Raw genomic sequence first — 14030 nt, forward strand, 5'->3', positions numbered from 1 at the left:
CCGGGAGCCGGGAGCCGGGAGCCGGGAGCCGGGACCTGGAGGCGAGCGGGCGGGGGCGGGGGAAAGGGGGCCGGTGGTCGGGAGGGGGGTGGGGGGACGGGGGCAGGGGTGGGGAGGAGAAGAGTCAGAGGTATAGACCGGTGGTCGCGGGGGCCGCCTGTGGGAGAGACATGTGGCCCGAACGGGCGGCGAACAGTTCGGCGAGTGTCGCCCCATCCGCGCCCACCTGCCCCGCGACCTCCTCCACGCCGCCCTCGACCAGCCACCGCACGGACTCCTCACGCGACAGCGGCCCCACCTCGACCTGCGCCAGGCACCGTCCCGGCCTGATGGTCGCGGGGTGCAGCCGCGCCAGGTCCTCGTTCGTGGTGATCGCCACGAGCACGTCACGCCCCTGCCCGAGCAGGCCGTCGGTCAGGTTCAGCAGCCTGGACAGCCCCTGCCCTGTCGCCTCCTTCGCTCCCGCCCTGATCAGCTCGTCGCAGTCCTCCAGCACCAGCAGCCGCCAGCGTTCGCCGCTCTCGCCCGAGTCGCCGATGGCCACCTCCATCAGGTACCCGGGGTCGTTGAACAGCCGCTCGGGATCGAGCACGCAGTCGACCTGGCACCACTCCCGCCATTCCCGCGCGAGAGTGCGCAGCAGCGACGTCTTGCCGGTGCCGGGCGGCCCGTGCAGCAGGAGCAGCCTGCCGCTCACCTCGGCGGGGGTGACGGCCATGACCCGGCCCACGGCCTCACGCACGCTCGCGGAGTAGTTGCCGCTGATCTCGTCCCAGGACGGAGAGGTGATGGGCTTGTCCGAACGGCGGGCGCCGTGCCCGCCCATCCACCAGAAGCCCATCTCGACGTGGTCGGTCTCCGGCGGCGGCTCGGCCGCGCCCTCGGTGGTCTCGGCCAGCACGGAACGGGCCAGCTCCTCGCTGACGGCGGTGACGCTGACCGTGGCGCAGCGGTTGCGGTGGCGCACCACCCGCAGCGTCCAGCCGTCGCCGCAGAACAGGCGCGCCTCGGCGCCGTCCTCCTCGTGCGCGGTACGCACCAGGCGGCCCTCGGGCGGGGTGAGCGTGGCGTCGGCGCGCACCCGCTCCAGGCTGGCCAGCCGGGCCCACGGCTGGGTGCCCGTCGCGAACGGCGACAGCGCGAGCGCGTCGACGATGTCGACGGCGGAGTCGGAGTCGTCGACCCAGATGTTCATCGGCAGCTCGGCGGCGGCCGGGAAACGGACCTCCTTCAGCACGGACATGCCGTCAATGATCCGGATTCGGCCCGCCGACGTCGACTGCTTTTTCAGCCTTTGCGCAGCTCTCCGGTCTGCTGGACCAGGTTGAGGCCAGGGACGTCGCGCCACAGGTAACGCAGGACGCCGTCGCCGAGCGTCAGCTCGATCGTGCCGGGGACGCAGCCGCTGCCCTCGGTGAGCGCGAAGGTCAGCCTGGTCGCTTCGACCTTGGTGAGCTTGATGTCCTCCTTGCAGTCGACCTGCGCGTCCTTCTCGGTCCACGCCGCGGTGCTCGCGCCCGCCTTCAGCACGACGGTGTTGTCGGCGCCGTCGGGGTCCAGCGGGTTGGTGCTGGCGGTGTGCCCCGACCAGCTCCCGGCGAAGGCGGCGGGAATCTTGAGGTCCTTGGTAGGCGGCGTGGAAGCGGCCGGGGAAGCAAGGGCAGTCGAGGAGGTGGGGGAGGCCGAGGATAACGAGCCTGGCGAGGCCGTAGCCGGAGAACCGCCCCGATCGGCCGCCGGTAACCCGGGCAGGTTGACCAGCACGACCGTGCCGCCCGCGAGCGCCGCCACGGTGACGGCGGCCGCCGCCAGCAGCGGGCCGCGCCGCCTGCGCCGCCGGGTGCCCTGGGCGGTCAGCGCCGCCCCGCTGGGATCCGTGACCCCGCCGTCGAAAGAGTGGGGGTACGGCGGCGCGGCACCGGGCCGCGGGTCCACCAGCGTCATCATGAGCGTCCGCGCCGGCGGTCGCCGTACGGGATCCTTGGACAGCGCGGCCGCCACCATGGCGCGCAGGCCGGGCGGCAGCGCCGACAGGTCGGGCTCGGCGTGCAGCACCCGGTGGAGTACGGCCGGCACCGTGTCGGCGCCGAAAGGCGCGACCCCCGTCGCCGCGAACGCCATCGTCGCCGCCCACGCGAACACGTCGGAGGCGAACGACGCGGGCGAGCCGCCGATCTGCTCGGGCGCGAGGTAGGCGGGTGTCCCGATGAGACCGGAGGTCTGGGTGGAGGAGCCCTCCTGCCTGGCGATGCCGAAGTCGACCACCCTGGGCCCGTCGGGGCCCAGCAGCACGTTCGACGGCTTGAAGTCGCGGTGCACGATGCCCGCCCCGTGGATGGCGGCCAGCGCGGTGGCGGTGCCGACGAACAGGCGCTCCAGGTCGCCGCCGCGCAGCGGGCCCCTGTCGCGCACCCGCTCGAAGAGGGAGGGGCCCTCGATGTACTCGCTGATCACGTACGGGCGGCGGCCCTCGACGCCGGCGGCCAGCACGCTCGCCGTACAGAAAGAGGCGACGCTCTCCAGCGCCGCCAGCTCCCTGGCCAGCCTGGCGCGGGTCTCCTGGTCGCTGTGGGTGAGCAGCTTGACGGCCACGGACCTGCCCTGGCGGTCGTGGGCGAGGTAGACGACGCCCTGGCCGCCCTCGCCCAGGCGGCCGGCCAGCCGGTACTCGCCCAGCTCCAGCGGGTCGTCAGGCGTCAGGGGGGTGAGCACGAGCGTTACACTACCGAGCCCTGCGCCGGGAATGGGTGGCCTGAATGGGGTCGATGTCCTCGACCGACCAGCCGCGCGCGACGGCCAGCGACTCCTGCCTGCCGTCGGCGACGTGGCGCAGCGCGCAGGCCGACGCCCTGGTGGGATCGCCCGCCGCGATCGCCTCGTAGAGCTCGGCGTGCTCCTGGCTCTGCCGTCCCGGATCGCGGTCGGAGGTGAGGCGGAACAGCCGGTGCAGCCGCGCGTCCAGCGGCCGCATCAGATCGGCCAGCAGCGCGTTGCCCGAGATGGTCACCAGCTCGTGGTGGAAGTCGGCGTTGGCGGCGGCGATGCCCGCCCTGTCGTCGTCCGTGATCGCCGTACGGGCACGTTCCATGCACGAACGCAGCCGGGCCAGCCCCTCGCCGTCGGCCCGCTCGGCGGCCAGGCGCGCCGCCAGCGCCTCCAGGCTCTCCCGCACGTCGAACAGGTCGCGCACGTCGTCCGGGGTGAACGGGCTGACCAGCGCGCCCCTGCCCGGCACCAGCACCACCAGGCCCTCGGCTGCCAGCCGTCGCAGCGCCTCGCGCAGCGGGATCCGCGACACCTCCAGCTCGGCCGCCAGGTCCCGTTCGATCAGCCGCTCGCCAGGGCGCAGCTCGACCTCGACGATGCGTCGCTTGAGGGTCTCGTAGGCCAGGTTCGCGGTGGTCACGGGACTAGGGTACGGGTGCCCGAGGTCATGATTTTTCGTCGCGTGAAAGCACCTGTACCTTTTGCCGTTGATCGGGGTTCACTCACGGGGAGGTAATCAGTGTCTCTGCGCGAGCGCATGCGTTACTGGTTCGACAACACCATGTCCAAGGGGACGGCCTCGCTCATCGGCTGGCTCGCCGTGGTGTCCGTCGCGATCGTGCTGATCGTGACGGGGCTGACCGTCTGGCTCACCGACGAGCCCGAGGGCGCCAGCCCTGGCGAGGTGCTGTGGCTGGCGCTCATGCACGCCATGACGCCCAGCAAGGTCGCCAGCGACAAGGGCAGCACCGCCTTCCTCGCCGTGATGTTCGCCGGCTCGCTGGCCGGCATCTTCATCGTGAGCATCCTGGTCGGCCTGCTGTCCAACGGGCTCAAGGAGAAGATCGACCGGCTGCGCAGGGGCCGTTCGATGATCGCCGAGAGCGGCCACACCGTCGTACTCGGCTGGTCCGACCAGATCTTCACCATCGTCGGCGAGCTGGTGAAGGCGCACGCCAGCCAGCGCGGCTCGGTCATCGCCGTCATGGCCGACCGCGACAAGCTCGACATGGAGGAGGAGATCAGGGAACGCATCGGCGACACCGGCAGGACCAGGCTCGTCTGCCGCACCGGACGGCCCACCGAGCCCGGCGACCTGCGCCTGATGAACCTCAGCAAGGCCCGCTCCATCGTCGTCCTGTCGCCCGACGGCGAGGACGCCGACGCCCACGTCATCAAGATCCTGCTGGCGCTGGCCAAGCGCGCGGGCGACCACCCGCCGGTCGTCGCCTCCCTCACCTCCAGCCGCAACATGGCCGCCGCCCGCCTGGCCGGAGGCAGCCAGGTCCACCTCGTCGACTCCGACGACACCGCCTCCCGCCTGATCGTCCAGTCCTCCAGGCAGTCGGGCATGTCCGTGGTCTGCATGGACCTGCTGAACTTCGACGGCGGCGAGATCTACCTGCGCTCCGACGCCGCGCTGAAAGGCCAGTCGTACGGCGAGGCGCTGCACGCCTACCAGACGGCCACCGTCATCGGCCTGCGCCGGCCCACCGGCGTCGTGCTGAACCCGCCCATGGACACCGTCATCGGCGCCGACGACCAGGTCATCGTCATCGCCCACGACGACTCGCTCATCCACCTGGCCTCGGGCGCGGCCTCCTACTCCGAGAAGGAGATGGCGACGGCCCAGGCCGTACCCCTGGAGCCGGAGCGCACGCTCATCCTCAACTGGAACGCCCGCGCCGAGCACATCGTCACCTACCTGGACGGCTACGTCGCGCCCGGCTCGGTCCTGGACGTCGCCGCCGACCACCCCAAGGCCGGCACCGGCCTCAGCGGCCTGCGCAACCTCACCGTGAACGTCAAGGACTGCGACACCACCGACAGGTACGCGCTGGAGGCGCTCGGCGCCGGCCTCTACCAGCACGTGATCGTGCTGTCCGACGACAGGTTCAAGCCGCAGCACGCCGACACGCGCACGCTGATGACGCTGCTGCAACTACGCGACATGCAGGCGGCGACAGGGGAGCGGTACTCGATCGTGAGCGAGATGCACGACGAGAACAACCGCTCGCTGGCCGAGGTGACCGAGGCCGACGACATCGTCATCAGCGACACGGTGATCGGCCTGCTGCTGGCCCAGCTCGCCGAGAACCGGCACCTGGCCGACGTCTTCGGCTACCTTTTCGACTCGCGCGGCTCGGAGATCTACCCCAGGCCCGCCGCCTCGTACGTGACGCCGGGCGCGCAGGTATCGTTCTCGACCGTCATCGAGTCGGCCAGGCGGCGTGGGGAGACGGCGATCGGGTACCGGCTCGCGTCGGACATCAACCAGTCGCCGCACTACGGGGTGGTGCTCAACCCGAGCAAGACCCAGCCGGTGACGCTGGCCGCGGGCGACTCGGTGATCGTCCTGTCCGAACGCTAGATCCCGTACGGCAAGGCCCCCGAAAAGCAAGGTCCCTCGCCTCCGGCGAGGGGCTGGCCTTCCCCCGGGGGTTCCCACTGACCACGCGACTCGGGATCCAGAATCCATGGATCACGAGACGAGATCGGCGTGTATGCCAGAGAGCAACGAAGATCCACCAATGGGGGCCAAGGGTGAGTCATCAAGACCGGCATTCGCCTCGGATTCCGTGAGCGAAGTCGATGGCGGCTCGTCGGATCCAGACCTGCCGTCGGGTGCCCGCGAGAATGAGGTGATGATCGGTGACGACGTTCCGGATCAGCGAGGCGGCCGCTTAGTCAGCTCCGACACCGCCGCTCGGGTGCGCCCCGTTACTCGCCGATCCTGAGTTGAGGGTCTGTCCGGGCCGTGTCCAGTGCCAGAAACTGGCGATGAGGGGAAGTCTTCACGGCCGAGGGCATCGGCATCCTCAAGAGTCCACCTCGGGCTCCGCGGGCCAACGCGTTGGCCGAACGCTGGATCGGCGGCCTGCGCCGAGAATTCCCTGATCGGATCCTCATCGTCAACGCCCGCCACTTACGGCGCGTGCCGGCTACCTACGAGACCCACTTCAATGACACCCGCGGGTTGCATGACGTCTGGGCATGGCTGGCCCTCGGGAGCGGTCGGCCTGATACAGCACCCGCACGATCAGGGAAAGGGCCAGCCACGAGAGACGAGCTTCCCGTACTCAGCCTTCCGGATGCAGCACGCGCTTGAGGAACGAGCGGGTGCGCTCGTGCTTGGGGTCGCCGATCACCTGGGCGGGCGGGCCGTCCTCGACGATGACGCCGCCGTCCATGAACACCACCCGGTCGGCCACTTCGCGGGCGAAGCCCATCTCGTGCGTGACCACGAGCATGGTCATGCCCTCCTCCGCCAGCTTGCGCATGACGGCGAGCACGTCGCCGACCAGCTCGGGGTCGAGCGCAGAGGTGGGCTCGTCGAACAACATCAGGTCGGGGTCCATGGCCAGCGCCCTGGCGATGGCCACCCGCTGCTGCTGCCCACCGGAGAGCTGGGCGGGGTAGGCGTCGCACTTCTCTGAGACGCCGACCTTGTTCAGGTTGTCCCTGGCGACGATCTCGGCCTCTTTACTGCTCCGCTTCAGCACCCGACGCTGCGAGATCATGACGTTCTGCAGCGCGGTCATGTGGGGGAACAGGTTGAACTGCTGGAACACCATCCCGATGCGGCGCCTGACCGAGTCGATGTCCACGTCGGGGTCGGTGATCTCGATTCCCTCGACGTGCACGGTGCCCTTGGTCGGCTGCTCCAGCAGGTTCACGCAGCGCAGCAACGTGGACTTGCCCGAGCCCGAGGGGCCGACGACGCAGACGACCTGGCCCGGTTCGACCGTGACGTCGATGCCCTTGAGTACCTCGTTCGCGCCGAAGTACTTGTGCAGCCCCTTGATCTCGATGGCGGGCGTCATCGACCACTCCCCTTACGCTTCTCCAGCCGGGCTGCGAGATAGCCGAGCGGGACGGTGACGATCAGGTACGTCAGTCCCGAGACCATGATGGGCGTGGCGTTGGCGTACTGGGAAGCCAGATCGTTGCCGAACTTGGCCAGCTCGACGTACTGCCCTGATACTCCGAGGAAGAGCACCAGTGAGGAGTCCTTGAGCAGGCTGACGAACTGGTTCGTGGTAGGCGGGATCACGATCCTGATCGCCTGGGGGATCACCACGGTGAACTGCGCCCTGGCCGCCGACATGCCCAGTGACCTGGCCGCCTCGGTCTGTCCCTTCGGTACGGCCTGCAGCCCGGCACGGAAGACCTCGGCCTGGTAGGCCGCGCCCACGAGGCCGAGCCCCAGGATGCCCTGGCCGTAGGTGCCGCCAGGCACCTCGAAGCCGGGCAGCGCCAGGGGCAGGAAGGTGATCAACAGGAAGATCAGGAGGGCCGGCAGGCCACGGAAGATCTCGATGTAGATCGTCGCGATCCACCGGTAGGGACGCACCGGTGAGATTCGCATGAGAGCGAAGATCAGCCCAAGCACGAAGGCGAGGACGAAGCCGCCGATCGTGTAGATGAGCGTGTTCCGCAGCGCGATCGTGAACAGCTCAGGCAGCGCCTTGTCGGCCACGTCGCCCTTGGCGAAGTTCTGGGCAAGACTCGCCCAGTCCACATACAGGACCAGCGCGATAAGGGCGACAACCAGCACGACGTACTGAGTGCCACGAATGATCTTCTGTTTCTTACGAGGGCTGAGCCGGGCACGGCCCGGCGCAGCCGCAACAGGCTGATCCGACATGTACTAGCCCAGCTCGCCGGGCTTCTTGCCGAACCACTTCATGAAGATCTGGTCGTAGGTGCCATCGGCCTTGGCCTGGGTGATCGTGTCGTTGATCGTCTTGAGCAGGACCGGGTCGGCGCCCTTCTTGAGGCCGATGCCGTACTGCTCGCCGGTGTCGAGGCTGGCCAGCAGCTCAAACTTGGCGGCGATCTCCGGCTTCTTCAGCCAGGTGAGGACCACGGGCAGGTCCTGGATGATCACGTCGGCCTGCCCCGCCTGCAGAGCCAGCAGTTCCTTGGGCGAGTCGGCGTACTCGGTCGGGTCGAACCCCTTCTCCTTGACGTAGTCGAGGCCGGTGGTGCTGGCCTGTGCGCCCAGTTTGAGACCCTTGGCCTTGACGTCCTCCAGAGACTTGGCGCCAGTGCCCTTCTTGGCCAGCAGCGCCTGTGTGGCGTCGAAGTACGGCACGGAGAAGTCGATGTTCTGCTGGCGCTCCTCGGTGATCGTCATACCGGCGGCGGCCACGTCACACTTCTTGGCGGCCATGGCGGCGCCGCTCTTGATGACCGCGAAGTCGATGTCGACGATCTCCTGCGTCACCCCCAGCTTCTTGGCCGCCAGATCGACGATGTCGACATCGAAGCCGACGACCTTGCCGCTCGCGTCCTTGAACTGGAACGGCTCGTAAGGGACGTTCGTGCAGGTCGTGAGTTTGCCCGGGTTGACGAGCTGCGCACCGGCCGCGCCCGTGCCGGCAGGGCTGGCGGTCGCGGTGGTGGCGCCGTCTCCCGAGCCGCCGCAGGCGGACAGTCCCAGGATGGCGGTCAAGGCGAGCGCGCTGATGGTGTCCCTGCGGCGACTCTTGGACCAGAGGGCCATGTCAGGCCTCCTCAAAGAGGTATGTCATGAATATTGCATTTTGTGAATCCTAGGGCCGCGTGCGACGATCCGTCAGCAGAGCTGCCCTGGTGGGTTGCCCAGCATGTTCTGGATCTGTTGCGCCGCCACGCCGATCAGGTGATCGGCGCGCTCGACGAACAGGCCACCGCCGCCGAGCTCACCACCGATCAGGACAAGGGCGTCGACGCCTGTATCGGCTACCTGACCGCGAAGAAATCCTTCCTGCGCTACAACGTCGCCCTGGCCAACGGCTGGCCCATCGCGACCGGAGTGATCGAGGGCGCCTGCCGTGGCCGGATGACATTATCGGCAGGCGCAGGCAGTCGCCTTCGGCTGACCCGCGCCGGTCAGGCACCGCCTGGCTCGGAGGTCTGCTCCCACATCGACTTCATCTCGGCGAACCCCTGCTCCATGATCCCCACCATGGCCGCCCGGGCCCGCTCGCCGTCGCGCCGCTGGATCGCCTGAGCCACGTCGGTGTGCAGCTGCAACGCCTGCTCGTCCGGGTAGTGAGGCATCAGGTGGTAGTGGTGACGGCCGGCAAGCACCTCGGCGACGATCAGTTGCAGTTTCGCGAACATCTCGTTGCCGGAGGCGGCCAGCACCCGCCGGTGAAAGTCGATGTCCAGGTTGAGGAAGCGCGCCTCGTCACCGGCCTTCCCGGCGGCCCACATCTTGGCCGCGAGCCCGACCAACTCGCTCGCCTCGTCGTCGTCGATCCGCTCGGCGGCCAACCAGGCGGCGTGCGGCTCGATCGCGGTCCGTAGCTCGGTGATCGAGCGCATCTGCGCCATCCGCCCGTCTGAGGCGAGCCGCCAGCGGATCACCTGCGGGTCGAAGACGCCCCACGCCTCGGCGGGCTGGATCATGATCCCGACCCTGCGCCGGGTCTCGATGAGTCCCATGGATGCGAGCACCCGCAGCACCTCGCGGATCACCGAGCGGGAGACCTGGTAGCGGTCGACCAGGTCTTCGATGCTGAGGACGAAACCGGCGGCCACGTCGCCGCTGCAGATCGCGGTGCCGAGGTGGTCGAGGACGCGTGCGTGCAGCCCAGCGTCGGCAGGGGCCCGCTGGGTGGGTGGGCCCTCTGAAGAGGCGTGATTCACGGCATAAAGCGTATCAGTTGAAGGCTGACTCTTGAATAAGTCAGCTTTTTTGTCCTAGCATCCCGGCATTAAGCAGATGTTACGAGAGTGTGGCGCTCTTCCGGGGGGCGGCGGCCATGACAGAAAGGCGAGATGACGTGCGACGTCGATCGATACTCGGTACATCTCTGGCCGTGGTTGCCGCCATGGGCCTGTCCGCCTGTGGCGACGGCGGCGACGGCGGCGCGGCCAAGACTGTCCGGGTCACCCTGGCCAACCATGTGTGGACCGAGAACATCAAGCAGGCACTGCCCGAGTTCGAGAAGCAGACCGGGCTCAAGGTCGAGATCACTCAGCTCGGCGAGGACCAGCTCTCCGACCAGTACAACGTCAAGCTGAACGCCGGCTCATCCGACATCGACGTGATGATGTACCGCCCCCTGCAGGAGGGGAGGCTCTTCGCCAAGAACAAGTATCTGGCCGACCTGTCGGCCCAGGTGAAGTCCAAGACCTGGGACTTCAGCGACTTCCAGGCCGGCCCGGTGGAGGCCACCACGTTCGAGGGCAAGCCGGTCGGTGTCCCGATCATCACCGAGCAGGAGGTCCTCTACTACCGCAAGGACCTGCTCGCCAAGGCTGGCCTGAGCGCCCCGCCGAAGACCCTCGATGAGTTGAAGGCCGCCGCCGCCAAGGTCAAGGCGGCCGAGCCGGGCGTCGCCGGCTTCGTCGCCCGTACTGGCAAGTCGGCGGCGGTCACCCAGTTCTCCAGCTTCCTCTATAGCTTCGGCGGCGACTTCGTCGACAGCAGTGGCAAGGCTGCGGTCAACAGCGGCGCGGCCAAGCAGGCGTACGCCTACTACGGCGGGCTGATCAAGGACTCCGGTCCGGCGAACGTCAGCACCGACATGGGCTGGCCCGAGGCGATGGCCATCTTCACCCAGGGCAAGGCCGCCTTCTACACCGAGGCGAACTCGCTCTACAAGAACGCCACCGACCCGGCCAAATCCAAGATCTCGGACGAGGTCGGCTTCGCGCCGTTCCCGGCCGGCCCGACCGGCTCGAAGCCGTACAACATCCCGTCGTGGGCACTGGGCATCAACTCCAGCTCTGAGAACACGAGCAACGCCTGGAAGTTCATCGAGTGGGCCACCAGCAAGGAGCAGACGCTCACCCAGCAGAAGTCCGGCGTGCCGGGCGCCCGTAGCTCCGTCTGGGCCAACCCGGAGGGCACCTCGACCTTCCCGAAGGACCTGGTGGAGGCCATCGCGGCCAGCACCAAGGCCGGGGTGGGCCATGACCGGCCGCTGGTCGTGAAGGTTGCCGAGGCCCGCGAGATCGTCGGCCAGCCGATCGTTGACGCGATCACCGGCAAGGACGCAGCGGCGGCCGCTGACACGGCCAACGCCACGTTCCAGAAGTTCCTGGACGACGAGGCCAAGTAGGCGGCAACGCGGGTGGCGGGATTGAGCGTCCGTCACCCGTGTACCCGCAGGCCCGCCCACCCCTGGAGACCTCATGGCAACGATCATCACCACCAAGACGCCGCGCAGCGCCCCCACCGCCTCCGATACGCCCGGCTGGGTGCGCTGGGTCAATGACCACCGCAAATGGCTCTTCGCCGCGCCCGCGATGACCTTCGTCGCCGCGCTGCTCGTGTTCCCACTGGCCTGGACCGGCTACCTCAGCCTGACCGACGCCGAGGGATCCGTCCGCGCGGAGAGCGAGTTCGTGGGCTTCCAGAACTACCTCGACGTCTTCTCGGACACCGACCGGTTCTGGCCCGCCGTCGGACGGACCGCCACGTTCACCGTCGTAGCGCTGCTGTTCGAGGTGGTCCTCGGGATGGCGATCGCACTGCTGCTCTGGCGGCCGTTCAAAGGGCAGAGGTGGGTCCGGGTCGCCATCCTGATGCCGCTCGTCGCCACCCCGGTCGCGGTCGGCATGATGTGGCGACTCATCTTCGACCCGAACATCGGCCTCGCCAACCAGATCCTCGGCTGGGTCGGCATCGGGCCGCAGCCGTGGCTCGCCGGCCAACACTCGGCCCTGCCCACCACGATCTTCATCGACGTGTGGCAGTGGACGCCGATGGTGGTGCTGATCCTGCTCGCCGGGCTCACCTCGCTGTCGGACGAGCCGCAGGAGGCGGCGCGCATCGACGGCGCCAGCACCTGGCAGCGTTTCCGGCACGTCACCTTGCCGCTGCTGATGCCCACGCTGACCGTGGCGATCCTGCTGCGCGGCATCGACGCGCTGAAGACCTTCGACATCCTCTACGCCACAAAGGGCCGCGGTGGCGGTTCGTTCCACGAGGTGGAGACCCTCAACGTGTACGCCTACGGCCTCAGCTTCGACTACAACGAGTACGGCGTCTCCTCCACCGTTCTCATCCTCTTCTTCCTGATCATCATCGGGGCGATGTGGGCCTTGACCGCCCGGCGCAAGGAGTCGCAGCGATGAAGCCACGACCCGCGTACCAGGTGTTCCGGGTGGTGGCGCTCACCTTCGTGGTGCTCACACTGCTCGCGCCGCTGCTCTGGATGATCGCCGCGTCGTTCAAGACCAACGTCGACATCTACGATCCGGGCAAGGCGCTGGTTTTCTCGCCCACCATGGACAACTACGCCAAGGTGCTCCAGCAGGCGAACTACGTCGAGTTCATTGTCAACAGCCTCTGGGTGGCGTTCGCCGCCACTGTGGCGTCGCTGATCCTCGGCCTGCCGGCCGCGTACTCGATGAGCCGGTTCACCATGAAGAAGTCCGCGCTGGTGGTGCTGATGGCCCGGGTCATCCCCGGCGTCTCGCTACTGGTGCCCTGGTACTACGTCTTCTCCAACCTGAAGATGGTCGGGGGCTTCGGGGTGCTGATCATCAGCCACATGTTCGTCTCGCTACCACTGGTGGTCTACATCATGATGGGCTACTTCGACAGCCTGCCCGAGGAATTGGAGGAGGCGGCGCTGGTCGACGGGCTGACCCACATCGGCGCGTTCCGACGCGTCACCCTGCCGCTGTCCGTACCGGGTATCGCCACCGCTGGGATCTTGTCCTTCATCTTCTCCTGGAACAACTTCATGTTCGCGCTCGTGCTCTCCGACGCGGACACCAAGACCCTGCCCGTGGCGATCTTCGACTTCGTCGGCTACGCCAGCATCGACTGGGGCGGCCTGATGGCCGCGACCACTGTGGTCACCCTGCCGATCATGCTGATCGCCCTGTTCGTGCAGAAGTACGTGGTCTCCGGCCTTACCGCCGGCGCGACAAAGGGCTGATCGGCATGACGACCATCGCGCGCATTGAGACCTTTCTTGTCGCCCCCCGTTGGCTCTTCGTCCGGGTGGAGACCGACTCCGGGATCGTCGGCTGGGGTGAGGCGACCTGCGAAGGGCGCTCCGAGACCGTCCGCGCCGCCGTGCACCAGCTCGCGGAGCTGCTGATCGGTCGGGACGCGCTGCGCATCGAGGACCACTGGCAGGTGCTGACCAAGGGCTCGTTCTACCGGGGCGGTCCGATCCTGGCGAGTGCCGTGGCGGGCCTCGACCAGGCCCTCTGGGACATCGCCGGCAAGCACTTCGGCGCCCCGGTGCACCAACTGCTCGGCGGCCCGGTCCGGGACCGGATCCGGGTGTACGGCTGGGTCGGCGGCGACGAGCCCAGCGAGGTCCGCGACCACATCGCTGCCCAGGTCGAGGCCGGGCTAACCGCGGTGAAGATGAACGCCTCCGGCAAGATGAGCCCGGTCGCGTCGGTCGCCGAGCTGAACGGCGTGGTCGCCCGGGTGGCCGCCGCCCGCGAGGTGCTCGGCGACGACCGCGACGTCGCCGTCGACTTGCACGGGCGGTTCACCCTGGCCAACGCTCGCCGGGTGGCGCCGCTGCTGGAGCCGTATCGGCCCCTGTTCCTGGAGGAGCCGGTCGTCCCGGAGAACTCGCACCTCATCGGCGAGTTCGTCCGCTCGACCACCATCCCGGTGTCGACCGGGGAGCGGCTCCACAGTCGGCAGGAGTTCTTGCCCGTCTTCCAAGCCGGCATCGCGGTCGCCCAGCCAGACCTCTCGCACGCCGGCGGCATCACCGAGGTACGCAAGATCGCCGCGCTCGCCGAGGTGTACGACGTGCAGCTCGCCCCGCACTGCCCGCTCGGCCCGATCGCCCTCGCGGCCTGCCTGCAGGTCGGCTTCGCCACGCCGAACTACCTGATCCAGGAACAGAGCATCGGCATCCACTACAACCTTGGCGCCGATGTGCTCGACTACTGCATCGACAAGACCCCGTTGACTTTCGTGGACGGACACGTCGAGCGGCTTACCGCGCCCGGCCTGGGTATCGAGGTCGACGATCCGGCGGTCCGCTCCGCCGACAAAAGAGGGCACGCCTGGCGCAGCCCCATCTGGCGGCACCGGGACGGTTCCTACGCGGAATGGTGAC

Annotated in this window: 12 protein-coding genes; 5 read left to right on the plus strand and 7 right to left on the minus strand. The window is 68.4% G+C overall.

Annotated elements, in window-relative coordinates:
- Positions 1 to 124: 124 nt before the first annotated feature.
- The 3 genes from ACFXJ8_RS23255 to ACFXJ8_RS23265 are packed head-to-tail and all read right to left on the minus strand — an operon-like array spanning position 125 to position 3406.
- Entirely contained in the window at positions 125 to 1243 is a 1119-nt protein-coding gene (locus ACFXJ8_RS23255; RefSeq protein WP_379646025.1) for a DUF5925 domain-containing protein, read from the minus strand.
- A gap of 44 nt (positions 1244 to 1287) precedes the next feature.
- A complete protein-coding gene (locus ACFXJ8_RS23260) occupies positions 1288 to 2712 on the minus strand; it encodes a serine/threonine-protein kinase (RefSeq protein WP_379646026.1) in 1425 nt (474 codons plus the stop codon).
- A 10-nt stretch (positions 2713 to 2722) separates the two neighbouring features.
- The gene (locus ACFXJ8_RS23265; RefSeq protein WP_379646027.1) at positions 2723 to 3406 is read right to left on the minus strand and encodes a GntR family transcriptional regulator; all 684 of its coding nucleotides are present in this window, start codon (positions 3404 to 3406) and stop codon (positions 2723 to 2725) included.
- Between the two features lie 99 nt (positions 3407 to 3505).
- Here ACFXJ8_RS23265 and ACFXJ8_RS23270 point away from each other — a divergent pair, with 99 nt between their 5' ends.
- Entirely contained in the window at positions 3506 to 5356 is a 1851-nt protein-coding gene (locus ACFXJ8_RS23270) for a potassium transporter TrkA (RefSeq protein ID WP_379646028.1), read from the plus strand.
- 709 nt (positions 5357 to 6065) lie between these two features.
- Here ACFXJ8_RS23270 and ACFXJ8_RS23275 read toward each other — a convergent pair.
- The 4 genes from ACFXJ8_RS23275 to ACFXJ8_RS23290 form a co-directional block, all read right to left on the minus strand.
- Entirely contained in the window at positions 6066 to 6809 is a 744-nt protein-coding gene (locus tag ACFXJ8_RS23275; RefSeq protein WP_192774409.1) for an amino acid ABC transporter ATP-binding protein, read from the minus strand.
- Positions 6806 to 7543 carry an amino acid ABC transporter permease gene (locus ACFXJ8_RS23280; protein WP_379646029.1) on the minus strand — a complete coding sequence of 246 codons (738 nt, stop codon included), beginning with the start codon at positions 7541 to 7543 and terminating at the stop codon, positions 6806 to 6808. The genes ACFXJ8_RS23275 and ACFXJ8_RS23280 overlap by 4 nt, the downstream gene beginning before the upstream one ends.
- A 93-nt stretch (positions 7544 to 7636) precedes the next feature.
- Positions 7637 to 8494 (minus strand): ABC transporter substrate-binding protein, encoded by an 858-nt coding sequence (locus ACFXJ8_RS23285; RefSeq protein WP_379646030.1) that lies wholly within the window; start codon positions 8492 to 8494, stop codon positions 7637 to 7639.
- A gap of 368 nt (positions 8495 to 8862) precedes the next feature.
- The gene (locus tag ACFXJ8_RS23290) at positions 8863 to 9624 is read right to left on the minus strand and encodes a FadR/GntR family transcriptional regulator (RefSeq protein ID WP_379646031.1); all 762 of its coding nucleotides are present in this window, start codon (positions 9622 to 9624) and stop codon (positions 8863 to 8865) included.
- Positions 9625 to 9797: 173 nt separating this feature from the next.
- On the opposite strand from ACFXJ8_RS23290, the gene ACFXJ8_RS23295 reads away from it, so the two are divergent.
- The 4 genes from ACFXJ8_RS23295 (at position 9798) to dgoD (ending at position 14029) form a co-directional block, all read left to right on the plus strand.
- Positions 9798 to 11045 carry an ABC transporter substrate-binding protein gene (locus ACFXJ8_RS23295; protein ID WP_379646032.1) on the plus strand — a complete coding sequence of 416 codons (1248 nt, stop codon included), beginning with the start codon at positions 9798 to 9800 and terminating at the stop codon, positions 11043 to 11045.
- Positions 11046 to 11118: 73 nt separating this feature from the next.
- A complete protein-coding gene (locus tag ACFXJ8_RS23300; RefSeq protein WP_379646033.1) occupies positions 11119 to 12063 on the plus strand; it encodes a carbohydrate ABC transporter permease in 945 nt (314 codons plus the stop codon).
- Positions 12060 to 12875 (plus strand): carbohydrate ABC transporter permease, encoded by an 816-nt coding sequence (locus ACFXJ8_RS23305; protein WP_379646034.1) that lies wholly within the window; start codon positions 12060 to 12062, stop codon positions 12873 to 12875. The genes ACFXJ8_RS23300 and ACFXJ8_RS23305 overlap by 4 nt, the downstream gene beginning before the upstream one ends.
- Before the next feature lie 5 nt (positions 12876 to 12880).
- Positions 12881 to 14029 (plus strand): galactonate dehydratase, encoded by a 1149-nt coding sequence (gene dgoD, locus ACFXJ8_RS23310; RefSeq protein ID WP_379646035.1) that lies wholly within the window; start codon positions 12881 to 12883, stop codon positions 14027 to 14029.
- Position 14030: the final 1 nt, after the last annotated feature.

Origin of the sequence: Nonomuraea sp. NPDC059194 (genome assembly GCF_042754765.1) — a bacterium.
Taxonomy (GTDB): Bacteria; Actinomycetota; Actinomycetes; order Streptosporangiales; family Streptosporangiaceae; genus Nonomuraea.